Genomic DNA, 25,241 nt, shown 5'->3' on the forward strand with positions numbered 1-25,241 from the left:
AACAACTATCACCCCTACATGGATATCCAGAGTGTACCATAAGGTATCCACAAAACCACGTTACATTTAACTATGTAATTGGTGAATACATGAGATAAGTGGGTCAGTTGAAAGTAACGCGGCTGACGGTTTCAGCGCAGCTTCAACCGTATTATTCAATTAATTTATAGAATGCAGACGTAATTTATGGAATATATACGAAAATATTGGTATTGTATCTTATATTAAGTATAAATTTATGGAAGTGAAATCCATGAAATATAACGGCAGAATATTCACGCCTCTAGTGGCCATTTTCGTCATTGCCGCATGGCATATTTCATATTTCTTGATAAATTATCGTGAATCCCAGGCCTTCCTCATAGCGGATGGTTTTTTAAAGTATGATTTCATCTATGCACCGTTCATTCTTGTATTCTTGTGGTGGCTCGGAAAAAAATACGACGAAGCACGTTTTTATTCAGAACGGGATTACTTAACGGGCCTGTACAACCGTAGGTTCGTGTGGGCTAAATTCCCGGGAATGTTGGAAAGAGCCAGCAGAAACAATCAGGAATTGCGGATCTTTCTAGTAGACATCGATAGTTTTAAAATGATTAACGATACCTGCGGCCACGAGATCGGTGACGAGGTCGTACAAGGTGTGTCCGCTGCACTTTTAAGGAACACAATGCCTTCTTGTATGGTTGCACGTTGGGGCGGAGATGAGTTTTTAATCATCACATCCCAACTAAAGGATAAATCATCAGATACGCTGGTAAGGATGATAGAACGAACACTCCAGAGCTTGTCTCGTGATGTGGGTAGAGAGATTACCGTGTCGATAGGAGACGCTATTTACCCGATAGATGCGAGATCCCCAAATGAATTGATTCGAATTGCAGATCAGCGTATGTACACACATAAAGTGCGTCACTTACTTGATTCTGTGTAGACCGAACACCGAAACCCACCTAGAAGACACCGGTATTCCCACTCTTCAACCTACAAGCCGGCGCATTCTGTGACGCCTGAAAATATCGCATCTCAAAATTACCAAAAATTATACTATGCTATATAATGAAATCGAAATACTGACAAGCGTTTGTAGAAAGTCAAAAGGGTGACGTTGGAGTAGTTAACCAGTGGGTTGGTTGACTCCCGCTGGCACTCTGTCCGGATATGGACGGACGGCAAGAGACGTCCGGACAGGAGGTCTACTACACATGGACAAACGTCCAGACAGTCAACTGAACGGCATCGAGTTAAATGAGGCGGCCGCCCTCATGGAAAGTACCGCAGAGGCCTTACGCAAAAAGATTCAGCGTGGAAGTCTGCAAGGGTATAAGGTGGACGGGAGATGGTATGTTGTCCTGCCAAATGAGTACGGTCATCCGGACGACGAGCGGATACGTTGGAACGACGTAAGTGACGGCGATTGGGGTTATGTCCGCACACTTCAGAACGCGAGTCAATACACGATTCAGGCTTATGAATCCCATATCTCTTCGCTCCAAAGTGAGATTGAGTTTCTAAGAAGGCAAGTTGCTACACTAACACAAGATGGACTTGAGAAAAACAGGACCATCAATGGTCTCGCACAGCGGCTTACTGAGCTTCCAGAGGTCAGTCAGACGACCATGCATGAGCAAGAAGCGTTGAGAAATACAGTCGAACGTGAGTTGGCAGCCACGCGGCAGTTCGTAGAACGAGCAATGGAGCTAGAACGGGAATGGAACCGAGAAAAATTCCGGATATTAGAAGAAAGTGCGGTGAAAGGGCGAGACGAGGTTACTAAACCAAAGTCGTTTTGGCGTCGTTTATTAGGTGATTAACGAAGTCACGAGACCGGCAGTCCCGCCCGATGGCGGGACTTTATGTTAAAAGCCCAAGACCCGTGATTCCGGCGTGTCATTTCTCTACTCGATGACAGACCCGAGCAGAGAATTTGCGAACTGTACCAAGGACGCGGTCGATAGTGTCCCTGGCTGTGAGTTTGTTGCCTGGCGCAGGGGTGTCGAAATTTCGATTCGCTCATAAACCGGTTGCCCCGATGCCCCCTGAACCCTGAACGTGTAAGCGGCCACCGCGTAAATGTCAGGCTCCATGCCGCGCGACAGCGGGGGAACCACAACGGAATACAGGCTCCCGTGTACGTGTACAACAGATCGGAGCAGTTCACGACTTAAAATCGTGTCCCCGTGAAAGCTTAAACAGTTGTTTACACTATACTGTTGCAGGCGCCATCCAGCAGGGGTCGTCCATGCCTCCACACGATAGTACTGACCACTCTGGGTAGAATAAGCTACCGCATAACTGCGGGTCCCTTCCCCAAGCACACTTGAATCATTATACGATGCCAGCCCGGTTGCGTAATACCCACGTATCAACGGGTATTGACCGATTGAGATATCGGTTGTGGTCACAACATCTCGCCACATGTTCGTCTGATTTCCCGACCAAGCAACAAACACCATTACCGTGAATGCCATGGTGCTGACCATACTGATGAAGGTTCTGGACTTGCCTGTGACCGCAAGTATTTTGACTGGTTGTTTCGCTTCCCATCTAACCAGCCCAAAGAGGCGGCCGGTCAGTACGAGTGCGTAGCTCAACAAAGCAAAAATAACAAGTCCGAGGCCTGCATGAACCAGGTCGAATAGCTGGGAGACACCTGATTCGTGCAAAATCCATATAAGAAACGAGATACGCAAGACGTTCCCACAAAACGCGTACGCCATCCCCGTCAGTACCCAGACCAACTTCAATCCCCAAAATCCTCTGTAGAGCGGCCATAGATAGACAAGTATCAGGAGCACAGCCAGGATGCTGTCGGCACCCGTGCAAGCCGTAACCAGAGAAAATGCAATGTGTTGCGTACCATGGGTCACTTCTCCGACCGATCCGTTCCATTGAACCCATGACTGACTTTGGAGCAGCCAGCGGCTTGCATCTCCAGTGAAGGATTGAAGACCACCGATAACCCAACCCGCCAAGCTCGTGTAGAGTACCGGCACAGCCAAGATGAGGTAAGCCATTGGTTTCCATAACCAGCGAGTCACCCCCACACCAAACCACAACCATCCCATTGCGAGGCCCCACAGGGGCCACAGAAGAAGGATATCTGATCGTCCATAGAAGGTAAGCGGGAACTGACGAGGTCCCCATAGGACTATGAGTAACACCAAGACAGATAGAGACGTACCAAGGATGATGTTCAGTTCCATATCGTCCTGGTAGTCTGTTACCTCATAAACCAGTTGCCGAAATGCCCACACGTACGCAAGGACCGGAACAATGCATAGATACGCCTCCGGTGTATCCGAAAAGAGATTCAACAGCAACTTTCCGTACAACGGGATAAATGGCAGTGCACTGACGATGAGCCATGTCATCGGTCGGGCAAGTGATGAAGAAGGGGCTTTCATTTTAGTTCTGACCAACTCTCCGCTGCCTTCTCCTGCTCAGACCGAGAACTGCAAGCAATATAATAGGTAACACGATAGCGTAGCGTGTTTCCGGCAATTGGTCACCATTGTTCAAGGGGGCGACAAACGTTCCCTCATAGGTCATCCCATTCAGCGTGACGGTAATGTCATAGGTATCCCCTTGGGCAAGGTCTGTTGGCATCTTGAATTGGTATTCTCCCGGTTGTGAGGACGGTTTTACATTAACAGGTTGGGGCGTACTTCTTTGATCTTTGGCCGTTTCGTCAGTAAACCTTACCTTGAACTGGTTCCCATCTTTATTTGAGCCTTCATTCCTCGACGAAGGGGACAATGTGAAGAACATCTCCTGTCCTGCATTCGCAGGAGTCAATAGATTGATGGTGCCCCGCGTATTGCCCTCCCCGGGGTCTGCAAACACCGTTGTCTGTACGCCACTAACGAGAACTACGAGACTGAATAGGACAGATGCAAGGACCTTGTACTTCTTCATAACCGCCCTCCCCCTTTTTAGCGAACATTCTTTATAGCAAACACAAACTCCCTATCTATTCCATTGTGCAAGCTTGTACAAATCGCTAGAATGACAATATATACTATACTGTACGATATTTCAGCATGTATTAACAGTATTCGACCTTGCCCACTAGCAGATAAGGAGGTTCCCCGTTGTTTCCAATTCGTCTGCTCGGCTATGACCGCAGTGAAGTTGAAGGGGAACTGATGCGCTTACAAGAACAGATTCAGGAATTGAAGGCGGCCCTAGGCGAGGCGAAGGCTGTGGTGAACGACCTGCAGATGCAGTTGGAGGAGTCGTCCATTCTCCTTGCCGCCGCGCGCCGAGACCGGTTACTTGCCCTGCAAGAAACGACTTCTTATGAGATTCCGGTAACCCTGATTTTCGGCCCAGTGCGTACGTTTGCTTCACTGGTACCACTTGTCGACGACTTAGAGGAACTTCCCGACCTCACCGTCAAATTCCGTATCTATCGAGACGGGGTCTATCGGGTTGATGCAATGGTAGACGCAACGGAGCAACTGGAGAGCTGGCTGAAGCGAAACCCCAGTGTGCGGGATGTCTTCTTTGAAGACAGCAGCTTTCACGTCCTTCTGAAGGAATAGGGTGATGTGCGTGAGGAAGACACTGGCGTGGCTTGTGAGCAGTGCTGTCATCGCCCTCATCTTCATGAGCGGCATGTTTTGGCTCTTCTACACACTCCCCGTTATCTTCTTTTTACTGGCAACGGTGTATTACCTGGTCAAGAGTACCTGGCAGCGTGTACGTTCACCCCGCCGCTGAGATTCTCGAAATCGTCGTCCGAAGAAACGGTTGTGAGTCAATTCATGATGTTCGTATGCTTGAATCCCTACAAGACACCTGAAGGAAAATGGGTTGACCCTGTATCGAAACAGGCATCTGCACTCCTTTCTGAGGAAGAAGCGAGAACTCATCATATCCTGCCTTGGATGTTGAAGGACAGGCAACTGTGGGTAGCCTGCGCTCGAACCGTTCGCGAAGATGTCCTTCAAGAAGTCGCACTCCATTACGAGATCGTCTTTACCAGGGCACTTCCAGAGGAACTGGAGTATGCGATGGACCGCGTGTATGGGTTGCCCAAGGAACTTCAACATGAGCGTCTCGGAGGCATCCTGTTGCAGCAGGAAAAAATCGGGACCGAAGACCTTTTGTACGCACTTCAAACGCAACCTCAAACAGGTGGCAAACTCGGCGCCATTCTCAGTAGTGATAACAGGGCCAATTTTTGGGATATTGCAGAAGGCGTGGCTCGGCAACGAAATCTCCCGGTGGTTTCACTCGTCAACCAAGCCATTGAGACAGCACGAACCCCCTCCACACAGTCCGTCTGGGACGCCGTCGAGGACATCTTCTGGATCCATCATCAATGCATCCCTCTGGCTGTATACCGTGACACCTTAAAAGTGGCCATGGTGGACCCCGAAGACCAATTCGCGCGTCGTACACTTACCGAAAGGACGGGGCTTCGGCTGTCCGTGGCCATCACAGGTTGGCGCGACATCTCAGCGGTTTATGCGGTGAAGTACGGCAGCACTCACACTGCGCGCAGTACTGGAGACTTAGTGGAGGCATCGCCTGAGTGGTCTGCACACAAGCGCTTCTCCATCCCCCAGTGGGTGGGGATGATTGTTTCTTTAGTGCTGTTTGGTTTATCCCTGTCCCTTTGGTTTATCCCGACAATGGTTGTGTTGAATATCGTCGTTCAGGTATTTTACACACTGAATACGATTGTTCGTATGGCGTGGATACTGCACTCCAGTCGTCGTCCACTTGAAGTTGCCGTGACGGATTCAGACCTTGCTTTGGTCAACCGTGCAGCGTTGCCGATCTACACCATTCTCGTTCCTCTGTATAAGGAAGTTTCAGTTCTACCAACCATTCGGCGTGCGCTCAATAACCTTGACTATCCGAAAGATCGACTTGACGTAAAAATTCTCCTCGAGGCAGACGATGAAGAAACCATTGCTGCAGCGAGGGCCTCAAGGTTGCCGAATTTTGTCGATCTCGTTGTTGTACCTACATCGGAACCCAAAACAAAGCCGAAAGCCTGCAACTTCGGCTTGCAGAGAGCGAGAGGGGAATACGTCGTTATCTTCGATGCCGAGGATATTCCTGAATCCGATCAACTTTTGAAGGCCATCGCAACGTTTCAGTCGGTTCCGGAGAACGTCGCTTGTGTTCAGGCGAAATTAAGTTACTTCAATGGAATGCAGAACATGTTGACGCGCTGGTTCACCGCTGAGTATGCGATGTGGTTTGACTTGTTACTCCCGGCGCTCTATGCCGCGGACCTCCCGATTCCACTTGGAGGGACGTCCAACCACTTCCGAACGGAAGTGCTTCGGAAAATTGGCGCATGGGATCCTTACAACGTGACGGAAGACGCGGACCTAGGGATTCGACTTCACCGGGACGGTTGGCGTACAGCCATCATGAACTCAACCACGCATGAGGAGGCCAATTCAGAGTTCGTCAATTGGGTGAGGCAGCGATCACGCTGGGTGAAAGGTTACCTGCAAACGTGGTTTGTGCACATGCGGCATCCAATCTCGCTCTGGAAGGAACTCGGTTGGAAGGGGTTCTTCGGCTTTCAAATCATCGTTGGCGGCACTCCGGCCACGTTTTTACTGAACCCTTTGTTATGGGGACTCACGACGTCTTGGTTTGCACTTGGTGCTCCCCTAGCGCACGAGCTGTTTCCAGGTTGGCTTTACTATACATCATTTGCCAATCTAGTTCTTGGCAACTTTGCATTTACATATTCGAATGTCGTCGGAATGGCGAGGCGTGGTGCCTGGGATGTAGTCAAGTACGTCGTCTTCTCGCCCATTTACTGGACCTTTATGTCAATTGCCGCGTGGAAGGGTACCTGGCAGCTAATCACCCGCCCTTCCTATTGGGAAAAGACCATGCACGGTCTCGATACGTCTTACGCAGAAAATTTTTCTCAGGGACAGGGGATGTAAATCAGTAATATGTCCGTTACGCAACAACGGCAACTCACAGCCCCGTCGCGGGCGCCATTCACAGCCAACCGAGACATATTCTCGGTTAGGGTCTCTGCTCCCCCTTTGTGGGAAATCATCGTGCTGTGCTCCTTGTCTTTTACGCTGTCAATCACTGTCGGGTACATCCTTGTTTTTCATTACCAAGTCATACTTGATGATGCGATGTCACGCGTAATGAACGCGTACTATGTGTTTTTCCGTGGGTACCTGCACTTCGGCGCTATTGGATTTGTGTGGAACCCATTCCCTTCTTTGCTTGAAATGCCGATAGCAGCACTCCATAATGAATGGCCATCCTTGGTGACAAAGGGATTTGCCAGTAACATTGTCAGTTCAGCGTTCGGTATGGTTTCCGTCTATTACATGCACCGCATCCTGTATCGGTTTGGTTTCGGCAGAGCCAGTCGGTTTGTTTGGGTGCTGCTTTTTATCCTCAATCCGATGGCCTTATACTATAATGCGAACGGAATGAGTGACGGAATGCTCATGGGTTGCCTGCTCGCGACCCTCAGCGGAACCTTAGCGTACTTAGAAGAGCGAAGGCTTGAAGCCCTCGCTGTGGGTGCGATGTGGCTGGCTGCAGCCTTCATGTTTCGCTATGAAGCGATTCCCTTCTTTCTATTCACATCGTTGGCGATTGCCATAGCATTGTGGCGGATGAGACAGCCTCAACAAGAGACGCAAGCCATGCTTGTCCTCTATGCGATGCCGATGGTCTACTCGGTATTGGTATGGATGTTCGTCAACTGGCTAATTATGAAAAACCCACTGTATTTTCTCGTGTCACCGTACGGAAACGCCTCTCAGATTGCCTCTGGCTCATACAGTACAAACGCACTCACTGCCGCAAACCATCATTTATGGAATGCAATTCAACTCGTATTCCGATTCTCGCTTTTGTTCTTCCCGAGTATCATCGGTATGGCTTGGGCGTTTGTGCAACAGTTTCGGTATCGGCCAGACCCACGGTGGATTGTCCTGTTTGCGGCAACCCTGGCAGTACCGCTTTTTCAAGCAGTCATGCTCTATGTGAACGCCAGTGCTGGCTGGGCACGCTTCTTTATCTATTACATCCCATTCGGAATATGTCTGCTGGCCCTGATACCCATGTCATTCAAGGGTCATCTGAAGAAAATCACCTTGGTATTGACCACCTTGCTGTTCGTTGCGGGAGACGTAGCGACATTTCACGAATTACGAACTCCGATCGTTGGACACGGAGAAAACACAACCATAGAGAACATCTTGAACAATGTGCCGTCCGCTACATTTGGACAAGAAATCGCAGTAAGTGATTATATTAATGCCCACCCGAATCTGGTTGTGCTGGCTGATTCATTCGACACTTGGGCCGTCATCGCGCGTCTCGACAGGCCATCCCAGTGTGTCATTACCTCAGACATTGACTTTCAAAGTGTGCTCGCTAATCCGCGTGGTCGAGTAGATGCCATCTTGGTTCCACAGCCTTCCATTGGTTACTCCTTAGATGCTATTAATCGCGCTTACCCAGGCCTCTGGGCTGGAAAAGTTCCGTGGACCCACCTGATTAAAGAGTTCTCTGGTTCTGCTCACTACCGACTGTACGCTGTAACACCCCTGGCTCCCTAACGTTAGATATTATGAAAAGCTCCGCTTTGTCTACTGGTGAGAGAATGCGGGGTTTGGATTAGCGCTAAACCTTTGTCGGGTATTGTTCCCCCCATCTGCAAGCCGCCCCATGCACCGGTCTCCCATCTTCCACCTCCACAGTTTCCTCGGTGCCTTCTTCCCCCTGACATCAACCGCCCACCTTTACGCTTTATAACACTCATGATATTCGCTATAATGAACAATGGGTTCACATCAACTTTAAGGGGGCACGGGTCTTACGATTTTTATGGGGATGGTGTCATGTTACGGGGCTCCAACACGTATCCATGACAGGTTGTGTTGAAATATGACCTTAAGGGGAGAGGTTCATGAAAAGGTATCTAGCAGCTGCGGCTGCAACTGGAATGGTCACCGTGCTCGGATTCGGCAGCGTTGCATCAGCGGCCACTGTACAAACTGGGTCTATCGTATTGGACAACACCAATGTTTCGGCACCACACAAAATTGTATATAACTCGACCACATACATGCCGATTTGGTATGTCATGCGTGCCCTCAACGCGCTGGATATCCAAAGTGTCTGGGATGGTCACGAGTGGCAACTCACTGCGCCAAGTAGTGCCAAGGTAGATCTATCAAATATCCACCCAGGTATGGGTAGCACCTCCATCTACTTAAATGGCATCTTGATTCAGAAGGTCTCAGGCATTGTCGCTGTTGACCCTGCATCCGGCCAGAAAACAACGTACATGCCCATTTGGTATGTGATGCAGATCTTGAATCGGGTCGGGATTTCCTCCAATTGGAACGGATCGCAATGGAATATGGAGTCACCCGCCGTTCAGGAATTAGCGAATGCATTTACGAATTCTCAAAAGGCCCCCTATTCCCAGTTGACCGGTGACATTCACGAAGTGCTTCAGGTCCAGCCAATCATCTCCCCCCAGACCGGAAACACCAGTTCGAGTTCATCTACCACCTCTACCTCACTACCAAGTCAGACGACCATTGACATGAAGGTACAATCGCAAAGCGGCATGGTAAATAACCAAAAAGCCATGCTTGTCACCATCACGCCAACAATAACACCAACTCCAGGCTCCACGAGTTCATCCGGCCAAACCTCGGGGAACGGATCCGCCGCCCTGCCTAGCATCATTCAGGAATATATTCAAGGCTCGCAGGTTTGGATCAATCAAGGGCAAGGATGGCAGGCGTCACCCCAATCGGCAGCACTTCTCCAACAAATTGAGTCTCAGATGCCCGGTTCACAAATCAATCTCGCAGCACTAAAGGATATACAATCTACACCGACGGCATCCGGATATACCTATACGGCACAGTTGAATCCGATAGCGATGGAGGCCCTGCTCGGTCCTATGATGCAGTCCGTTGCGTCACAGACAGCTGCATCGAGCAACCTATCGCCTTCACAGATGCAAGCAATTCTCACTACCATACTGAGTCGCATGATGGGCTCCGTAACCATCCAAGTCCAAACTGTGAGTGGACTGCCGTTCATCACTGCGGAACAGTCACAAATCTCGATAGACCTGCCGATGTCTCAATTGTCGTCCATTATGGGTAATTCGACCAACAGCACCCTATCAAAAATATCGGATGTTAAAGTTAACGAAACCGTATCTGCGTCGTACACCTACAATGATGTTCCGTTAACGCCTCCGAGCGGCTTGCCACAGAACTAACCGATTCCCACGAATTTAACAGACAAATCTCAAAGTGAGGCGGGGAACTCCTTATATGCTGCAGAATTCCCCGTCTCCTGCCTCACGGGTCTTCAATCATCGTCCAAACCCTACCCCTTTTCAGATATACAAAATTCCGTAGCCCTGCAAGACGACTGCAAGGTGAGTTATAGACACACCAACTCATGGATGCTTGCCCCGCAAGGCCTCAGGACCTCGAGATAGTGTACATGTCCTAGCCTATCACCGTACTCCTTTTCCTAATTGGGCCGTAAAACAGAGCGATGATGAAGCTTACCGCTAACATTGAGAACCCTAATATGACCCATAGTGTGCCAAATGAACTCGTTTTGTCGACCACGAACCCTGAAATCGGTGTGCCAAATATGGCGCCGAGATAGGCAAAGGCTAAACTTGTTCCACTTGCACTGCCGACCAGATTAAGCGGCACAATTTCCGCGACAAGTGTCACGTACGTGCCATTCCAGGCCTGAGTTGTCACACCGAGAAAGAAGGACAAGATGAGATCAACCGTGAAATTCGTCAGACCGAGCGCAAGGACAAACAGCATGCCGCCAGAGACAGTACCGATCATGGCCAGCAGTCGAGCCCGATCCCCGTGAAACAGGCGTTCGCTGCCAGAAGCCCACAGCAATCGGCCCACAATGGCACCGACCAAAATCACAAACAGGAATGTCTCCGATAAATTGAGGGGAATCCCAAGCTGGCGGATCGATAAGACGTAAAACGTAAGGATGGACTGTTGGACCCAGATAAAGAAGAATATAACGATGCTGATGAAAATGAGCGGCGGATATTTGACCACCTGTACCAGCTTCTGCTGAAAACTCTGCGAAGCTCCGGCGGGAAATGGCCAATTCTGGACGAGTAAAAGTGATGCAGCCCCCAAACACCCGAGTAGTGCAATCAGGAGAAATGCTCCGACGAGTCCAAACGCAGTCGCGACAAGCGGAGTGCAGAGAACGGCCAGTGCCCCCCCAATCGAGACGCCTGTTTGTTTGAATCCCATGTATCGGCTGTGTCTCGGTGCATAGGCGTTCATCAGTGCACGGCTGGTTGCAGGTGTCACAATTCCGTAGCCAAAACCGATAATCAAAAAGGACACCAACACAGCAACGTAAGAGTGCAGGATGCCCCCAATCAGGCCACCCGCCACAAAGAAGCACATCGACACCCACAACAGAACTTTTGCTCCATAGCGATCGATCAAAAGTCCAGATATGAGTGAGATGATGGACATGCCTAAGAACACCATGCTGTTGATGAAACCGAGGTCTGATTGACTGATGCGATAGCTCGAATGAAAAAAGGGGCTGAGTGGAGAGTAGGATGAGTTGCAAAAGGACCCCATCGCTTGAAAAATCATCAACTGTACAAATGTAGGTACCATGCGACTCGTTCTGGGTCCCAATTCTTCGACCACCTTACGCTCCTTGACTTGGCGTACACCCCTATCAGCGTAACATGTCTATTACGTCCGTCCCCTATGAGTACCGGTCTGCAAGGTCGAGAACCTCATCGAGCCCTACCATTCGAAAGAAGTCCTCTGGTCCCCCAGCAATACTGTCTCTGTCCGTACCTTTTTCCGCGAGTGCTTGTAGAGATTGGCGAATGGCGAAACTAGCTGTTCTCGTGCATACGCCCGGCCAGACGGCCATCTTAAACCCCATCTGTTTGATTTCATCTCTGGTGAGCGAAGGGGTTCTGCCACCTGTAGCCATGTTGAGCAGCATCGGTCCTGATGCCCGTTTCGCGATTTTCTCAATTTCTTCAACGGATTGAGGCGCTTCGAGGAAGCCAATATCTGCACCCGCATCAAAGGCATCTTCAACCCGGGCCAAGGCCTCCTCGAAATTGATAACAGCCCTGGCATCCGTCCTCGCAATCAGGACAAAGTCCTTGTTCCACCGTTCAGCTGCGGCCGCAGCGATCCGCTTCTTAAACTCCGCCCTTTCAATCACAACCTTCCCTTGAAGATGGCCACATCGCTTCGGGAAGGCTTGATCCTCAATGTGGATGCCACCTACGCCAACTTGTTCGAACTCGTGAACGGTGCGAACGACGTTGATGACGCCGCCGTAACCGTGATCAGCATCAGCAATCAGCGGCACTTCAATGACGGATTGAATCATCCTCGCGTTCCCCACCATTTCGGTGGCCGTGGTCAGCCCGAGGTCTGGCTGGCCAATCCGCGATGCGGCAGTTCCTGCCCCCGTCATATATAAAATCGGAAAGCCGACACTCTGAGCGATTCTTGCGCTGATTCCATCGTACACCCCAGGTCCCCACACAAGGTCATCCCCTGCGAGCAGTTCACGCAGGACTTTCGGTGCATTCATTAACATGGCTTACACCTCCCATAACTCATCGGCAATTACGAGTAGGCCACTCCGGCTTTTCGAACGTAACTGTACATAGGATGTCCGAGCAGCTTCTGCACAAGGTCTGTTGTCGGAAAGAGATCAGCTGTCTTTACAGGAACCTCTTCGCCCATTTGTTCAAACATGTGCACCATATCTTCTGTAGACACGTTCCCGACCGACAGAGGAGCAAATGGGCAACCGCCGATTCCACCAATGGAACTGTCAAACCGCCGCACACCGGCCAGATAACCAGCATGTGCATTGGCAAGAGCGAGACCGCGGGTATTGTGGAAGTGGAGACCAAGGTCCACAGTAGGAAAGGAAGTCTTAAACTCCTTGACCGACGACATGACCTGTGCCGGATTTGCGAGTCCGGTTGTATCTGCCAGCGTCAACTTATCGGCTCCACTGTCAAGGAATTGCTTCGCCAACTGGAGGATGTCGGCAAAAAGGATGTGCCCCTCAAACGGGCACCCGAAAGCCGTCCCAATGACGGCATTGACCACAAACCCCGATTTCTTACCCTCTTTAATCAGCGGTGTCAATTCCCGAAGTGCTTCCTCACGAGTCCTCCGTGAGTTCTTGTAATTGAATGTAGATGAAGCAGCCAGAACCACATTTAATTCATCGAGCTCACAGTCGAGTGCTCGTTTCATGCCTTTTTCACTAAGGACGAGGCCGGCATACCGGACCCCATCGATTCGCGGCAGTTGACGGACGACCTCCTCCGCGCCTGCCATCTGGGGTACAATCTTTGGATTCACGAAGGAAACGGCCTCGATGGATTTCATGCCCGCCTTGACCAGGTTTGTAATGATGTCGATCCGCTCTTCGACAGACAATATTCGTTCCTCGTTTTGGAGACCGTCCCGCGGGCCGACTTCAGTGATGTCAATCACATCGTTCACCTCCCAGTTAGATGACCTTCGCCTCTTTGAGACGTTGCATCTCCTCAGTGGATATTCCTAGTAGGTCACCGTAGACCTCTGCGTTATGCTCGCCCATGGTCGTCGGTCCAACCCATTTGACTTCGCCAGGGGTTCGACTCAACTTGGGTACAATACCTGGCATCTTGAATTCGCCCATGGTCGGGTGGATCATCGATAAAATCATATCTCTCGCTCGGTAATGCTCATCCTCGATGATGTCTTTGGCATTGTAGATTTTCCCTGCCGGGACTCCGTTTTCATGAAGAATATTGAGCACCTCGCTGCTGTCGTGTTGCTTGGTCCACTCGTTCACCATGGAATCGAGTTCTTCTTGATTTTCGCCCCTTGCAATGTGCGTGCTGAATCTGGCGTCAGTGGCAAGTTCACCGCGCCCCATGGCCTGAGCGAGTCGCGCAAAGACGTTATTGGCGTTGGCCCCCATGACCACATGCGAGCCATCCTTTGTTTCGTAGATATTGGCCGGGGCCACTCCCGGAATCGTGTTGCCAGTGCGCTCCCGAATGAATCCTGTCAGTTGGTATTCAGGAACGAGTCCCTCCATCATAGTGAAAACCGCCTCGTAAATCGCCGTGTCTACCACTTGACCGAGACCGGATCGTTCCCTTTCGTGGAGCGCCATCAAACATCCGATGGTTGCGAATACGGCTGCCAGTGAGTCTCCAATGCTGATTCCGATTCTTGTCGGCGGCCTGTCCGGATATCCTGTGACGTACCGAATCCCGCCCATTGCCTCTCCAACACTGCCAAATCCAGCTTGGGAGCTGTACGGACCAGTTTGTCCAAATCCGCTCGTACGAAGTAAGATAACTCTGGGGTTTACTGTTTTGAGTGTTTCGTAGTCGAGTCCCCATTTTTCAAGTGTGCCGGGCCGAAAGTTTTCAAGCACCACGTCCGACTTTTTCACGAGATCGAGAAAGATTGCTTGCCCTTCGCGCTCGCGAAGATTCAACGTAATAGATTTCTTGTTTCGGGACATCACGGGCCAAAGGATCCCATCCTCGCCAACGCGTTGCCCCCAACGGCGCATCGTGTCTTCCTTGTCAGGCGTCTCAATCTTGATGACTTCAGCTCCGAAATCCCCCAACAGACGTCCCGTAAAAGGGCCTGCCAACAAGCTGCCAATTTCAATCACTCGAATGTCATTCAGTGGGCCCATGCTCTTCTCTCCTAACTATCTCTTTATATACAAACATTCAATGAATCAGGTGTGGACAGTGCCAGATTTGTCCGCTGCCACAACTATCCACACCCGCTGGAAGACTACGACTGGATTCCGTGTGACACCGAATGAGACACCTCGGAAATTTCCTCATATGCGATTTCCTCGAGGCTCTTCTTCTTTGTTTCGCGGCCTAAGAACAGAATGCATGCGGCCAAGACCACGTACATCACGAAAGAACTCCAGAACACGAGATTCTGCCCTCCTTTGCCATACAGGAAGACAATGAAATATGGGGATGCAATCGTGGCAGCTCTGCCAAATGCGTTCGCTAACGACGAACCGGCCATGCGAACGTTCGTAGGAAACATCTCAGGAATATAGCTTGCAATCGTCATCGCAATTAAGATGTTGCCACCCATGACGAAGAGGAACCCAAAGGTCATAATCAGACCAGGACTGCGCGAGTATCCGTACAGCAAACTGATGACTCCAAGTAAGATAGACAATACGATAAGGGTGTTCTTGCGCCCGAGTCGATCGCTCAGGATGGCTGCCAGTGCATTCCCTGGAATCGCTCCAAGCATAATGACAAACGTGAATGTAAAAGTTTTGACTTCGGATAGTCCACTTTTCACAAAGAATGTTGGGATCCAAGCGGTAAACGTGTACCACGTGACGATAGTCAGAACAGAGATGATGATGGCAAGAATGGTCGCCTTCCGGACACCTGGTCCCCACAAGGATGATTGATTGACCTGTTTCAGTGCTGCAACTGGCGCAGCTGACTTTGGCTGGTCTTCAGTTCCCTGCACAGAGGCTCCTTTGTTCGTTACGTACTTTTCAAACTGGCCAATGACTTTGTTTGCCTCATTCTGCTTCCCTTTTGACTCCAACCATCGCGGTGATTCCGGCAAGTACAGCGCTTGCAAGACCCACATGATGACGGCAGGTACACCGGCAACCCAAAACAAGGAGCGCCAACCGTAGTGTGGAACGAGGATCAGTGCCAACAGAGCGCTGATAGGTTGCGACAGGTTGATGACAAATGACATAGCCCCGGCCCAGAATCCACGGCTTCTCTTTGGTACGAATTCGACCCACAACCCATAGCTCGTCACAATCACGCCGCCGAGACCCAGCCCAGCAAAAAACCGCATCACTAGGAGGCCGCTGAAAGACGGCATGACGGCACAGAGGATTGTGGCGACTCCGTACAAAAGTAATGCATATCTTGCACTGAATCTGCGGCCCACTTTGTCAGCAATCGCTGCTACAACAAGCGTCCCAAGCAGCAACCCAAGAAAGGTTGCCGAAACAAAAGAGGCATTTTTCCCAACTGTGGAGAAATGCGTTGCGACCATGGAAGCCAGTACAGACCCGGCAATATAAATGTCAAACCCATCGAAGAAACCTCCGCCAGCGAGAAGTGAAAAGACTCCATAATGGCGTTTTGTCATTGGTAACCTATCTAACCGGCCACCCGCTGATTCCCGCGTACTCATTCCCTCACCATCCTTGCATTTTAATTAATTTCTTCAGTATTGCGAAAATAATAGATTTGCTCTCATAGCGTTTTCTAATTAAAAATGTATACAATCCTGCTAGCATCGCCTCCTCAGGGGCTTTATTTGCTTATTTTTATCTTGATTGTATGCAATTTGATTTTATACAATTCACAATAGACGGTCAACAATGACTGTAAAAGGATGCTTCGTTCAGTTTCATTCACGCACCGCTTAATATCTAGCTCGTATGTAAATTTTGTATAATAGCAGCAGTTGTTTGTATGTGAAGCAGCATTGCATACAATCTGAAAAGTTTGCTGTACAGACATGACAGTCATACGCGCGGAGGTGCCTCGTGACAGACGCCTACAATCAAATAAGAAACGATATTCTGACAGGGGTAATAAAACCTGGGGAACGGTTGCCCGAAGAACAGATTGCGGCTAGGCTGCAACTGAGTCGCACACCGGTGCGTGAAGCCATCCGCAGGCTGACCGCAGAGGGGTTAGTCATTTATTCCACAAACCGGGGCGCTGCGGCTCGGATGTACCAGTTCGAGGACGTTCGCGATGCCTACAACCTGCGTGCTCAAGTCGAGAGCTATGCTGCTTCATTAGCCGCACAGCATGCATCCTTTGAAGATTGTGAACGTTTGCGGGAGGCGAACATGGAGTGTCAGCAAATGGCAGATATGTGTCTGCAAGAACGGACGGATAATAATGTGCTGGCGATGGTGAAAGCCAACCAGGCGTTTCATACTATCATTGCTGAGTTATCTGGCAATCGGTATTTGAGGGATTTTATGAAAACCGTTGTCTCTCTCCCAGTCGCCTTCAATGGTTTCCGGTGGTTCAGTCCGAGTGCGTTTCAGGAATCTGTTCGGCACCACTTCGTGATTCTGGCAGCTATTGAACATCGAGATCCCGATCAGGCCAGAGCTGTAATGACTTCACACATCTACCACGGTCGTGATCATGTGTTAACAAACATTAATCAAGTCTTGGATGAAAACTAGCGCTTTTGTTCTGCACTACCTCGTGGGAACACAGGCAGCCAGTCCGGTATTGCTTTGGATTCGATTTCACTCCCTGAAAAAATCTGCTAGATGCCGAAGTATAAGTCTTACATGTAGACTAGAGAGTAGACATCATAAGGATCCGTGCCGAAGCAGATTTGAACCAGACTATCACTGCCTGATGGGGAGGTAATTCGATGACCTTTGACGTTCCTCAGGACATGGAGGACCTGCTGACCGCTGTAATGGCCTTGGAGTTTCCGTCGTTTATTGCGAAGACTCAAAAATCCATCGGCATGCCCATCGAGATGGCGATTGAGAGACTGCCGAAGAAGATCCGAAATCAAATGAACAAGTACACGGAAGCAGCACTTCAACAAGCCTTCCGCGTAGTCCTCATGACCGTTGACGAAGGGAAAATCCTTCAGACGGCGAGAAACAAGACACACAAAGGACTTGTGGTCGCTACCGGAGCAGTTGGAGGGTTTTTCGGCGGTACAACATTGGCGCTCGAACTCCCTCTTTCGACGGGAATTATGATGAGATCGGTGGCGGAGATTGCCCGTGAGGAAGGTGAGGACCTGTCCCAGGCAGAGCCCTGCATGGCATGTCTGTCTGTACTCGGTCTTGGGACTGCACGGTATGCCTCCGATTCTGGTGTACATACCAGCGGCTACTTCCATATGAGACACCTGTTTGCGGCTGAAGTTCGTAAGGCGGCCGAGTACCTAGCCTCAAACGCATTCACTGAAGAGACAGCACCCTTCGTGGCCAGAGTACTAAACAAAGTTGTAGAACGGTTTGGGATTCAGTTAACGGAGAAAGTTGCAGCACAATTGGTCCCATTGGTTGGCGCGGTCAGTGGCTCCACCATCAATTACATGTTTATGAGCCACTTGCAACGGATGGCACGGGGACATTTCACTGTCCGAAGGCTCGAACGAAGGTACGGTTCAGAGCGCGTTCAACGGGCGTACGAGGACATCTATCAGAGGGTCGCGAAGACCGTCCCGGAAGGTTCTCATGAAATAGAACGAGCGCTCGAGGAAGCCTCTGTCACCAGAGAGCTTTGAGAAAAACCACTATCTCCTCAAGCTCTTGAGGAGATAACCCATCTCATTCCATCCGAGGGACTTTATTATTGCCCCTCGGATCATTCTGGGAATTTTGCTCATCTTTGAATCTTAGTTTCCAGTGAGTGCCCCGGTCGCCCCCGCTGATGGAACAAGGATATCCTCTCCCGGTGTTAATCCGGAGGTAACCTGAACCTGGCCATTTTGCATCGCCCCAAGTTGAACTGTAACGAACTTCACGTCGCTGGGAAGGGCTTGTGGATTGCTTAAAGACCCACCTTTAAATGTTCCAACGTATGTGCCGGATCCGTTCGCCGAGGTCGTACCGTTCGTCGACTGAACCACGTAGACCCCAACCGCAGAGCCGACCTTTTGAACAGCTGTCGATGGAATGGTGATCGTGTGCGGATCGTTGGTTGTTTGGACGGATACCGTCGCATTCATACCGGTCTGCAGAGCTTTGCTTGGGTCTACAACCGTAGCCATGGCATTATACACAGTCATGCCAGAGGTGTTTACCGGTGTTGGATCTAGCTGTGTCACGGTCCCATTGAGCGCACTTCCAGTTAGGCCAGATGCATTGATGATGACTGGGTCACCCAATTTAATTTGTTGCACTTGCGACTGACTTACTTGGAATTGAACTTGATAGGCATTTTGTGCGGTATCGACAAGCTGGATAAATGCCCCTGTGTTTCCGGTAACACCAGAAGCAGGGGGTTGCCCAACCTGGCCATTGATTTGGGCCACAACCCCATTCGTAGGGGCGACAAGTTGCGTTTGAGCCTCTGCGTCCTGTGCCGCCGTTAGCTTATCCTTCGCCGTCTGCAGAGCAGCCTGGGCAGCAATTACACCCGCGTTCGCACTTGCCACTGTCGCCGGGTCAGCTGGTTGCTGGTCTTGTTGAAGCTGCATCTGAGCACTTTGCAGACTCAACTGAGCTTGTTGAATTTGTAGTTGTGAACTCGTCAGGGCTTGTTGCGCTGCGCCTGAGTTCGCACTGACTTGAGACCGAACTTGCTGTAAATTTTCCTCATCAAGAACGACCTGCTGCTTGGCTTTGGTCATGGCAGCCTGGGCAGCTGCAATAGCCTGCTGGTCCTTTTGAACGGTCAAGTTGTCACTGGCGACTGTTTGCTTCGCAGCTTGTAAACTTGTGTACGCACTATTGAGAGATGTATATGCCGCTTGGTCGTTTGAAAGTGCATTTGCATATGGGTTCGCTCCAACTTGCTGGCCTTGCTGCCAGGTATCGGAGAGACTCTTTTCATATTGGTACTGCTGGTATGCCTTAGCAATCTGCGCTTGCGTAATACTTCCATTTTGCGACTCTAACGTAGCCAAAGTCTGTTGATCATTTTTCAAGGTTTGTTGATCATACGCCAATTGTGACTCTGCTAAGTTAAGTGCAGAAGTGTCTGCTGCTGCAGCCTGATCGTTCTTCAGTGTGGTCTCTGCCACAGAAATTTTCTGTTGGTTGCCAATGTTATTCTTAGAGGCGGCCAACTGACTTTGATAAGCCTGCTCAGCTGCCTGTAAGGTAAGCTGCGCTTGCGCCACAGCCTGTTGGTCAGACAGCAACTTACTGGTTGTTGCACCCTGTGTGGTACTTTTCAATGTCGCCTGTGCAGATGCCAAGTTCGCCTCGGCCTGCGCTACGCCAGACTGTGCTGTCAGCAACGCAGCTTTAGTGGCTGAATCATCCTCTTGTGCAAGAAGCTGTCCCTTCTTGACACTCTGTCCAACCGCAACGTTAATTTTTATCACCTTACTTGTGGCATCTGGAAAGGCCAAGTCTACGGTTGACGCCGGCTGCACGACGCCCGCTGCAGTGACAGTCTGTGCTACGTTGGTGTACCCTACGCTGTATATCATTGCAGCGGAGGATTGGACCGGAGCTGCTCCGTTTAATTTATGGATGGCATAGGGTGTTGCGGCCCCCAACACCAACACAGTTGCTATCCCAGCGTACAGCCACCTCTTCCTTTTACCTAGAGCTACTGCTTTTTCCCTCGATGACGTTCCATACTGGAGCCGAGTTGACATCATGATTTCTCTCCCTCATCCATCAGTTTTGATGCATTATGCCATTCCAAATGACTCGTGGTCGTCTAGCGTGTATATCTGCCAGTGTGCCATGCCCAAGCCATATTGTGCTTTATAACGAACACCTTGTTTCATTATTGTATTACACGTTGACGTTGACAACAAGTGCAATGCCTCCACGATTTACGCTTTTTTCGAAATGTTTCGATTGGTGTGCTGCGCGAAGCGAAGCGCACAAAACGGGGACGGTCTACTGACCATCCCCTCACTACAAAATATCTCTTCATCGTGGCACTGTAACTGCTCATCATCACCTCTAATGGGAAGCGCGATAATTGGACGAGAACGTAAACTTCATGTCTTGAAGTCCTTGCGTGTTATTCTGTGCTTGAGGCAAATTCAGAAAATGAACCGTATACCCCAGATACGTCGTCTCACCTGGCGGGATACTGAGAGCTGGCGCGAGACTCGCAGAACTGCCGGCCATGAGATGGTACAGCGAGTCACTGTATACGTTGACAGCCCGTCCCTGCATGGTCTGTTGATGTCCAGGCAGACCTACCGTGACGGTGAAGATCTTGTTAACTGTGTCTTCCTTGATGTAATCATAGACCCTATCTTGAAGGTCAACCCATTGCCCCAGAGTCAGGTGTCCTTCGTCAATAGAACTCCCGAGTTGGGCAAGATACCTTAGATATTCGTCTTGATACCAAGCATTCACGGCCTTTAGCATGTCAGCATACGTTGTGCTGTCAAATCGGCCGTCCCCGGCTACCGGCTCTAACGCTGTGATTAAGACATTCGACTCCTTAGCGAAGTTTAGTTCATCATTGTACTCAGCGGACCCAACCGGATCGTCAGCTGTCGCACTTAGACTATCCAGTACGGCCGTGAGGTCGCCGTCGTTCTCGACAAACATACCCCGTGTATGCATATCGCCAGGCATCCAGTCCCCCGTACCCAACTGACCGCCTGCGTCTGTGGTGTAAAACATTGGCCCACTGAGAGGCAAATCATCACGGAAGTCTGTCAGCTTTAACTGCCCAGTCTGGAACGTGTTTTTTGTTGAAGTTTGTGTACTGTTAAAGTACGCAAACGTTGTGCCGCCGACCATCGCGCTAATGCCAATGACACCACTGGCGGCTGCAGCCAGCAACTTCACACGCGTCATAACATTCACCATCCTATGGAGGGCGAGCTATGGTGACAAGCTCGCCCTTGAGTCGCTTCGGGTACTGTGAAGGACGCTATGGCTACGGTTTACTGCGTGAGTTCACCATCAACCTCATATGTGGCGGTTACACCTTGATATTGGTTCTGAGCCGTAGGGGCATTCATGAAATGTCCTGAGACAGTAACCGTGTCAGTCGCACCTGAAGCTAATGATCCAAGGTCGACTTTTCCATAGTTCTCTAGATCCTGAATCGTTTTAATGCTGCTTGGCAACGTAATCGTGCGGCCATTGACGGTCACGCTATCGACGGTCAGCTGTGTGTTGATATCATCACTGACAGGGTTGAAGGTTGAACCGGAGGCACCAGTCTCACTCGTGGTCGAAAAGCTGAGATAAGTGTGACCTGCAGCGTGTGTACCACTGTTGGTCAACGTAATCGGAATACTGAAGCTATCACCAGGGATTTTGTTTGACAGGGTAAAGTTCGCGTTGCTCGCAGCGCTGCCATTAACGTCCATGCCCAAAGTAATGGTACCCGTTGCGAATGTATTGCCGGTAGACTGCTGTGTACTGCTGAAGTAAGCAAACGTTCCACCTGCGATCATTGCAGCACCTGCTGCTGAGGTTGCGACCGCCATTGCCAATTTTGTTTTCAGACCCATTTTCAATACCTCCCAGAATTTTTTTACCCTATGGAGGGCTCATATTTGAACCTCTCACCCCCCGTATGCGATGGGCCCTTACCCCCGCTGCCGATGGACGAGAAGTGTCCAAACCGTTGGTTAAAAACCCTGTCAAAATTTCGCCTTGTCCGCTGCAGCTTCGGAAGATGCTTCGGACTTCGTTGGCTTCTGGAGTTTCATAATGTCCCGGAACAAGCTGGCCATCGTACTGGCGATGAGGAGTACACCTGGAAGAATCACTAGCAATCCAATGCCAAGTCTTGTCTTGACGAAATTTAGGTAGTAACCCAGGTAGGGAATCGTGATGTTGTCGTACTGTGCAATGACGTTTGCTGCTGGAACGAGCGCTGGGTCTGGTGCATCATTCGCGTCACCTTTGGTTTGGAACAGCAGCTGACCGTTCTGGTGCTCAACCTGTTGGATTCTGTGGGTAATGACTGTCTCGTTCGCGCCATACTCCTGGTCTGGTGCCTTGAATGTGATGACGTCTCCCACTTTGAGTTGATTTGTGTCGGCGTTGGGCTTGTCCAAGATGACAGAACCCGTATGAATGCCTGGCTCCATTGACCCAGACAGAACTTCATACCACTGCAGTCCGAATACCTTGGGATTCCCCCCGTTAAGTCTGGTTGAGACCGCGGCGTACATCGTGATGAGTAGAATGATTCCGAGAATGATTGTCACAAGATTGCTCCCCCACTTCATTGCGCGTTTCACGCTGTGTCATCCCCTTCGCTTCGTTCAAATTTGTTGCATCACCGGCCCGGTCTCGTTCCTAGTTTGTCGTTCCTGTGCCCACTGAGGTACTTGTATTGTCCACACCGCTTGTCGATCCGCTTTCGTTCGCTGTTTCTAACGATGATGCTGGATTTTTCGCAATGGCTGCGGCTTCAGCAGCCTTCTTTTGAGTGATAATTCCGTTCACAACGTTCACATAGTGCGCAGGGTCCGCACATTTGCCCATCGCCTGTTGCACGGCTGCTGTGCCTGCGGCAGATGCCTCGGAAGCCCACCCAACAACTCGCTTGTACGAATCCGCAACAGCTTGAAGACTCTTCACGTGGGTTTGAGCCGCATCTAACCCTTGCTCCTCGTTGCTCAAGGACAGTGCCCCAGGCAACAAGCTGCTCACGGTACCTTGGGAGCCATCCGAAGGAACCTCGCTAGAGGATATCTGATTTACTGTGTGCTGCTCATGCAACACTGCCTGTTCTGCGTTTTGATAATCTTGCAAGTCTCGATTTACGATTGCATCGAGTTGACTCTTGTAATTCTGAGCCTGTGCCATGTCCGCCTGTACCTGTTTTACCAGGGCGCTGACATTGGCAGCCAAATCTTTTGCTTCATCTGATGTAGGCGCGTTTTGAACTGCGTCAACCACCTGCAGCAGTTCCGCATAATGTGCAGATGCGGCTTGTGATGCTGCCTCAGCGAAATGTGCCAGTTGCTGGTCAGATACCGGAAAATCCTTCGCTGTCGAAAACATGCCAGCGGCAGTCTCCTGATCGGTGAAACTGGCTCGCGTTCCCTGCATCGAGTTTGCCAACACCATTGATGTAACCGATAAGCCGATGAGTGCACCAAAAACAACGGCCAATCGCGTGTTCAACTTCTGTCGTTTTCGTTGTCGCTGTAGTCGCCGACTGTGCAGCGACAACGCAGAAGAAAGATTTGCATATCCGCGTCGGTGCTTCATCGACCTGACTCCTCTCTTACGAACCCTTGTGCGTGTGTCAGTCATGCACCGAAACCTGTCGTGCTCGGTTCAGGTTCTGAACTCTTGCCACGACCGCTTTCTGGAAATAATGTACCGCGCATCCCTATTGGCACGAATCACTCTACGGAACACTCTTTAGTTCCCCGAAGGTTCCAGCGAAATGCATTCCAATGGCTACCCATGGTGAACGCAAGAGGCATAGACTGGTACCTTGGTACCACGTGTTGCTCTACTTGGGTCTACGACGATCCGCTGTAAACGATGGTTAAAAGATACGTGATGAATCAGAGACCGGTTCGGTACGATAAAGCAGGCTGGGAATAAATTTGCCCGGGCATGTAACATGCCCGGGCTGGAAACTGATCGATATGATGAAGGTGTAAAATCCCCACTCAACTACGCTGAAAAATCCGGGTGGCTGACGCTCCCAAACGCAGGATAGGCCACCACGCCATTTGCGTTCGCCCAGAGCGCAGCCTGCGTCCGGTCCGTGAGGTTCAGTTTTGCCAAGACCTGACTGACGTGCTTTTTGACAGTGAACTCCGTGACAAAGAGCTCAAGTGCAATCTCGCGGTTGCTGAGCCCTCTGCCAAGTGCACGAAGTACCTCCATCTCCTTCGGTGTAAGATGCTCCTGAACCCCTCCATTCGCATAGGGGACGTCTTCTAGAAAGATGGGGTCATAGTAATGACGCCCTTTGTCTACAATGCGCATGGCATAAAGCAGTTCCTCTGGCAACGACTCCTTCAGCGCATATCCATCTACGCCCTCTTGCATTGCTGCGGTAAAGTCCCTGCGACTTGCCGATGATGCCAGCACAACATACCTACAGTCTGGGACCAACGGTTTGCACGCGTAGATCACAGACAGTCCTGAGGCCTCTCGCAACTTCAAGTCCACCAATCCAATATCTGGTTTCTGTTCACAAATGACACGAATGGCCTCTTCAACGGTGGCGGCTTGGCCAACGACTTCGATATCATCTTCACTCGCGCAAACAGCCGTAAGTCCGCTCAAAATCAGTGGATGGTCATCCACGATGACAACTCTCATACCATCGCTCCCCCAAACCCATCTTGATTTTTAAGGTCTTATTTGATTCGTCGTGAACAAAAACGGCAGCGAAATGGACGATTTCGTGTGGTACGATACGAAACGACTAAGAGAGGAATCTCCGCCAACAAATACGCATTCTGTGCCTGGATCTACGGGAAGAACCATCGCACTAAAGAACATTTGCGCCAGTGACAGAAACGGATACCCAT

At 50.3% G+C, this 25,241-nt stretch carries 22 protein-coding genes; 9 read left to right on the forward strand and 13 right to left on the reverse strand.

What is annotated here, in order from left to right; translation table 11 throughout:
* Positions 1–253 precede the first annotated feature (253 nt).
* Both AN477_RS17665 and AN477_RS17670 read left to right on the forward strand, forming a co-directional pair.
* A complete protein-coding gene (locus AN477_RS17665; protein ID WP_054970493.1) occupies positions 254–934 on the forward strand; it encodes a GGDEF domain-containing protein in 681 nt (226 codons plus the stop codon).
* A gap of 271 nt (positions 935–1,205) precedes the next feature.
* Positions 1,206–1,814 carry a hypothetical protein gene (locus tag AN477_RS17670; protein ID WP_054970494.1) on the forward strand — a complete coding sequence of 203 codons (609 nt, stop codon included), beginning with the start codon at positions 1,206–1,208 and terminating at the stop codon, positions 1,812–1,814.
* Between the two features lie 84 nt (positions 1,815–1,898).
* Here AN477_RS17670 and AN477_RS17675 read toward each other — a convergent pair whose 3' ends face one another.
* Both AN477_RS17675 and AN477_RS17680 read right to left on the reverse strand, forming a co-directional pair.
* Complete coding sequence (locus AN477_RS17675) at positions 1,899–3,422, reverse strand: exosortase/archaeosortase family protein (RefSeq protein WP_157062037.1); 1,524 nt, start codon at positions 3,420–3,422, stop codon at positions 1,899–1,901.
* Entirely contained in the window at positions 3,409–3,918 is a 510-nt protein-coding gene (locus AN477_RS17680; RefSeq protein ID WP_054970496.1) for a hypothetical protein, read from the reverse strand. The genes AN477_RS17675 and AN477_RS17680 overlap by 14 nt, the downstream gene beginning before the upstream one ends.
* Before the next feature lie 176 nt (positions 3,919–4,094).
* Here AN477_RS17680 and AN477_RS17685 point away from each other — a divergent pair, with 176 nt between their 5' ends.
* From AN477_RS17685 to AN477_RS17700, 5 genes are all read left to right on the forward strand, one after another.
* Entirely contained in the window at positions 4,095–4,547 is a 453-nt protein-coding gene (locus AN477_RS17685; protein ID WP_054970497.1) for a hypothetical protein, read from the forward strand.
* Positions 4,548–4,557: 10 nt separating this feature from the next.
* Complete coding sequence (locus AN477_RS24690; protein ID WP_157062038.1) at positions 4,558–4,725, forward strand: hypothetical protein; 168 nt, start codon at positions 4,558–4,560, stop codon at positions 4,723–4,725.
* Positions 4,726–4,769: 44 nt separating this feature from the next.
* A complete protein-coding gene (locus tag AN477_RS17690) occupies positions 4,770–6,929 on the forward strand; it encodes a glycosyltransferase (RefSeq protein WP_054970498.1) in 2,160 nt (719 codons plus the stop codon).
* Positions 6,930–6,938: 9 nt separating this feature from the next.
* Positions 6,939–8,579: a glycosyltransferase family protein gene (locus AN477_RS17695; protein WP_054970499.1), complete on the forward strand. Its 1,641-nt coding sequence runs from the start codon at positions 6,939–6,941 to the stop codon at positions 8,577–8,579.
* 350 nt (positions 8,580–8,929) lie between these two features.
* On the forward strand, positions 8,930–10,267 hold the full coding sequence (locus AN477_RS17700) for a hypothetical protein (RefSeq protein ID WP_054970500.1): 1,338 nt from the start codon (positions 8,930–8,932) through the stop codon (positions 10,265–10,267).
* Between the two features lie 235 nt (positions 10,268–10,502).
* On the opposite strand, the gene AN477_RS17705 is transcribed toward AN477_RS17700, so the two are convergent.
* The 5 genes from AN477_RS17705 to AN477_RS17725 form a co-directional block, all read right to left on the reverse strand.
* Positions 10,503–11,699 carry an MFS transporter gene (locus tag AN477_RS17705; RefSeq protein ID WP_054970501.1) on the reverse strand — a complete coding sequence of 399 codons (1,197 nt, stop codon included), beginning with the start codon at positions 11,697–11,699 and terminating at the stop codon, positions 10,503–10,505.
* Positions 11,700–11,772: 73 nt separating this feature from the next.
* Entirely contained in the window at positions 11,773–12,633 is an 861-nt protein-coding gene (locus AN477_RS17710) for an isocitrate lyase/PEP mutase family protein (protein ID WP_083486410.1), read from the reverse strand.
* Between the two features lie 29 nt (positions 12,634–12,662).
* On the reverse strand, positions 12,663–13,550 hold the full coding sequence (locus tag AN477_RS17715; protein WP_054970502.1) for a hydroxymethylglutaryl-CoA lyase: 888 nt from the start codon (positions 13,548–13,550) through the stop codon (positions 12,663–12,665).
* Positions 13,551–13,566: 16 nt separating this feature from the next.
* Positions 13,567–14,757, reverse strand: coding sequence for a CaiB/BaiF CoA transferase family protein (locus tag AN477_RS17720; RefSeq protein WP_054970503.1), 1,191 nt, complete (start codon positions 14,755–14,757; stop codon positions 13,567–13,569).
* Positions 14,758–14,861: 104 nt separating this feature from the next.
* The gene (locus AN477_RS17725; RefSeq protein ID WP_083486411.1) at positions 14,862–16,265 is read right to left on the reverse strand and encodes an MFS transporter; all 1,404 of its coding nucleotides are present in this window, start codon (positions 16,263–16,265) and stop codon (positions 14,862–14,864) included.
* A 358-nt stretch (positions 16,266–16,623) separates the two neighbouring features.
* Between AN477_RS17725 and AN477_RS17730 the strand changes: the two genes are divergently transcribed.
* Positions 16,624–17,283, forward strand: coding sequence for a GntR family transcriptional regulator (locus AN477_RS17730; RefSeq protein WP_054970505.1), 660 nt, complete (start codon positions 16,624–16,626; stop codon positions 17,281–17,283).
* 197 nt (positions 17,284–17,480) lie between these two features.
* Positions 17,481–18,356 (forward strand): EcsC family protein, encoded by an 876-nt coding sequence (locus tag AN477_RS17735; RefSeq protein ID WP_054970506.1) that lies wholly within the window; start codon positions 17,481–17,483, stop codon positions 18,354–18,356.
* 111 nt (positions 18,357–18,467) lie between these two features.
* Here AN477_RS17735 and AN477_RS17740 read toward each other — a convergent pair whose 3' ends face one another.
* The 6 genes from AN477_RS17740 to AN477_RS17765 form a co-directional block, all read right to left on the reverse strand.
* Positions 18,468–20,405: an HlyD family efflux transporter periplasmic adaptor subunit gene (locus AN477_RS17740; protein ID WP_054970507.1), complete on the reverse strand. Its 1,938-nt coding sequence runs from the start codon at positions 20,403–20,405 to the stop codon at positions 18,468–18,470.
* 313 nt (positions 20,406–20,718) lie between these two features.
* Positions 20,719–21,573 (reverse strand): TasA family protein, encoded by an 855-nt coding sequence (locus AN477_RS17745; protein ID WP_054970508.1) that lies wholly within the window; start codon positions 21,571–21,573, stop codon positions 20,719–20,721.
* A gap of 89 nt (positions 21,574–21,662) precedes the next feature.
* Positions 21,663–22,238: a TasA family protein gene (locus tag AN477_RS17750; protein WP_054970509.1), complete on the reverse strand. Its 576-nt coding sequence runs from the start codon at positions 22,236–22,238 to the stop codon at positions 21,663–21,665.
* Between the two features lie 132 nt (positions 22,239–22,370).
* A complete protein-coding gene (sipW, locus tag AN477_RS17755; protein ID WP_245631880.1) occupies positions 22,371–22,976 on the reverse strand; it encodes a signal peptidase I SipW in 606 nt (201 codons plus the stop codon).
* Between the two features lie 58 nt (positions 22,977–23,034).
* The gene (locus AN477_RS17760; RefSeq protein WP_054970510.1) at positions 23,035–23,955 is read right to left on the reverse strand and encodes a hypothetical protein; all 921 of its coding nucleotides are present in this window, start codon (positions 23,953–23,955) and stop codon (positions 23,035–23,037) included.
* Positions 23,956–24,372: 417 nt separating this feature from the next.
* Complete coding sequence (locus AN477_RS17765; protein ID WP_054970511.1) at positions 24,373–25,029, reverse strand: LuxR C-terminal-related transcriptional regulator; 657 nt, start codon at positions 25,027–25,029, stop codon at positions 24,373–24,375.
* Positions 25,030–25,241: the final 212 nt, after the last annotated feature.

Source organism: Paenalicyclobacillus ferrooxydans, assembly GCF_001399675.1.
GTDB classification, from domain to species: domain Bacteria; phylum Bacillota; class Bacilli; order Alicyclobacillales; family Alicyclobacillaceae; genus Alicyclobacillus_B; species Alicyclobacillus_B ferrooxydans.

What these genes read in the sequence shown, in the direction of transcription:
- AN477_RS17665 (WP_054970493.1), top strand. Translation starts at nt 254, where the DNA reads ATGAAATATAACGGCAGAATATTCACGCCTCTAGTGGCCATTTTCGTC.
- AN477_RS17670 (WP_054970494.1), top strand. Translation starts at nt 1,206, where the DNA reads ATGGACAAACGTCCAGACAGTCAACTGAACGGCATCGAGTTAAATGAG.
- AN477_RS17680 (WP_054970496.1), bottom strand. Translation starts at nt 3,918, where the DNA reads ATGAAGAAGTACAAGGTCCTTGCATCTGTCCTATTCAGTCTCGTAGTT.
- AN477_RS17690 (WP_054970498.1), top strand. Translation starts at nt 4,770, where the DNA reads ATGATGTTCGTATGCTTGAATCCCTACAAGACACCTGAAGGAAAATGG.
- AN477_RS17695 (WP_054970499.1), top strand. Translation starts at nt 6,939, where the DNA reads ATGTCCGTTACGCAACAACGGCAACTCACAGCCCCGTCGCGGGCGCCA.
- AN477_RS17700 (WP_054970500.1), top strand. Translation starts at nt 8,930, where the DNA reads ATGAAAAGGTATCTAGCAGCTGCGGCTGCAACTGGAATGGTCACCGTG.
- AN477_RS17710 (WP_083486410.1), bottom strand. Translation starts at nt 12,633, where the DNA reads ATGTTAATGAATGCACCGAAAGTCCTGCGTGAACTGCTCGCAGGGGAT.
- AN477_RS17720 (WP_054970503.1), bottom strand. Translation starts at nt 14,757, where the DNA reads ATGGGCCCACTGAATGACATTCGAGTGATTGAAATTGGCAGCTTGTTG.
- AN477_RS17725 (WP_083486411.1), bottom strand. Translation starts at nt 16,265, where the DNA reads ATGAGTACGCGGGAATCAGCGGGTGGCCGGTTAGATAGGTTACCAATG.
- AN477_RS17735 (WP_054970506.1), top strand. Translation starts at nt 17,481, where the DNA reads ATGACCTTTGACGTTCCTCAGGACATGGAGGACCTGCTGACCGCTGTA.
- AN477_RS17740 (WP_054970507.1), bottom strand. Translation starts at nt 20,405, where the DNA reads ATGATGTCAACTCGGCTCCAGTATGGAACGTCATCGAGGGAAAAAGCA.
- AN477_RS17745 (WP_054970508.1), bottom strand. Translation starts at nt 21,573, where the DNA reads ATGACGCGTGTGAAGTTGCTGGCTGCAGCCGCCAGTGGTGTCATTGGC.
- AN477_RS17750 (WP_054970509.1), bottom strand. Translation starts at nt 22,238, where the DNA reads ATGGGTCTGAAAACAAAATTGGCAATGGCGGTCGCAACCTCAGCAGCA.
- AN477_RS17760 (WP_054970510.1), bottom strand. Translation starts at nt 23,955, where the DNA reads ATGAAGCACCGACGCGGATATGCAAATCTTTCTTCTGCGTTGTCGCTG.
- AN477_RS17765 (WP_054970511.1), bottom strand. Translation starts at nt 25,029, where the DNA reads ATGAGAGTTGTCATCGTGGATGACCATCCACTGATTTTGAGCGGACTT.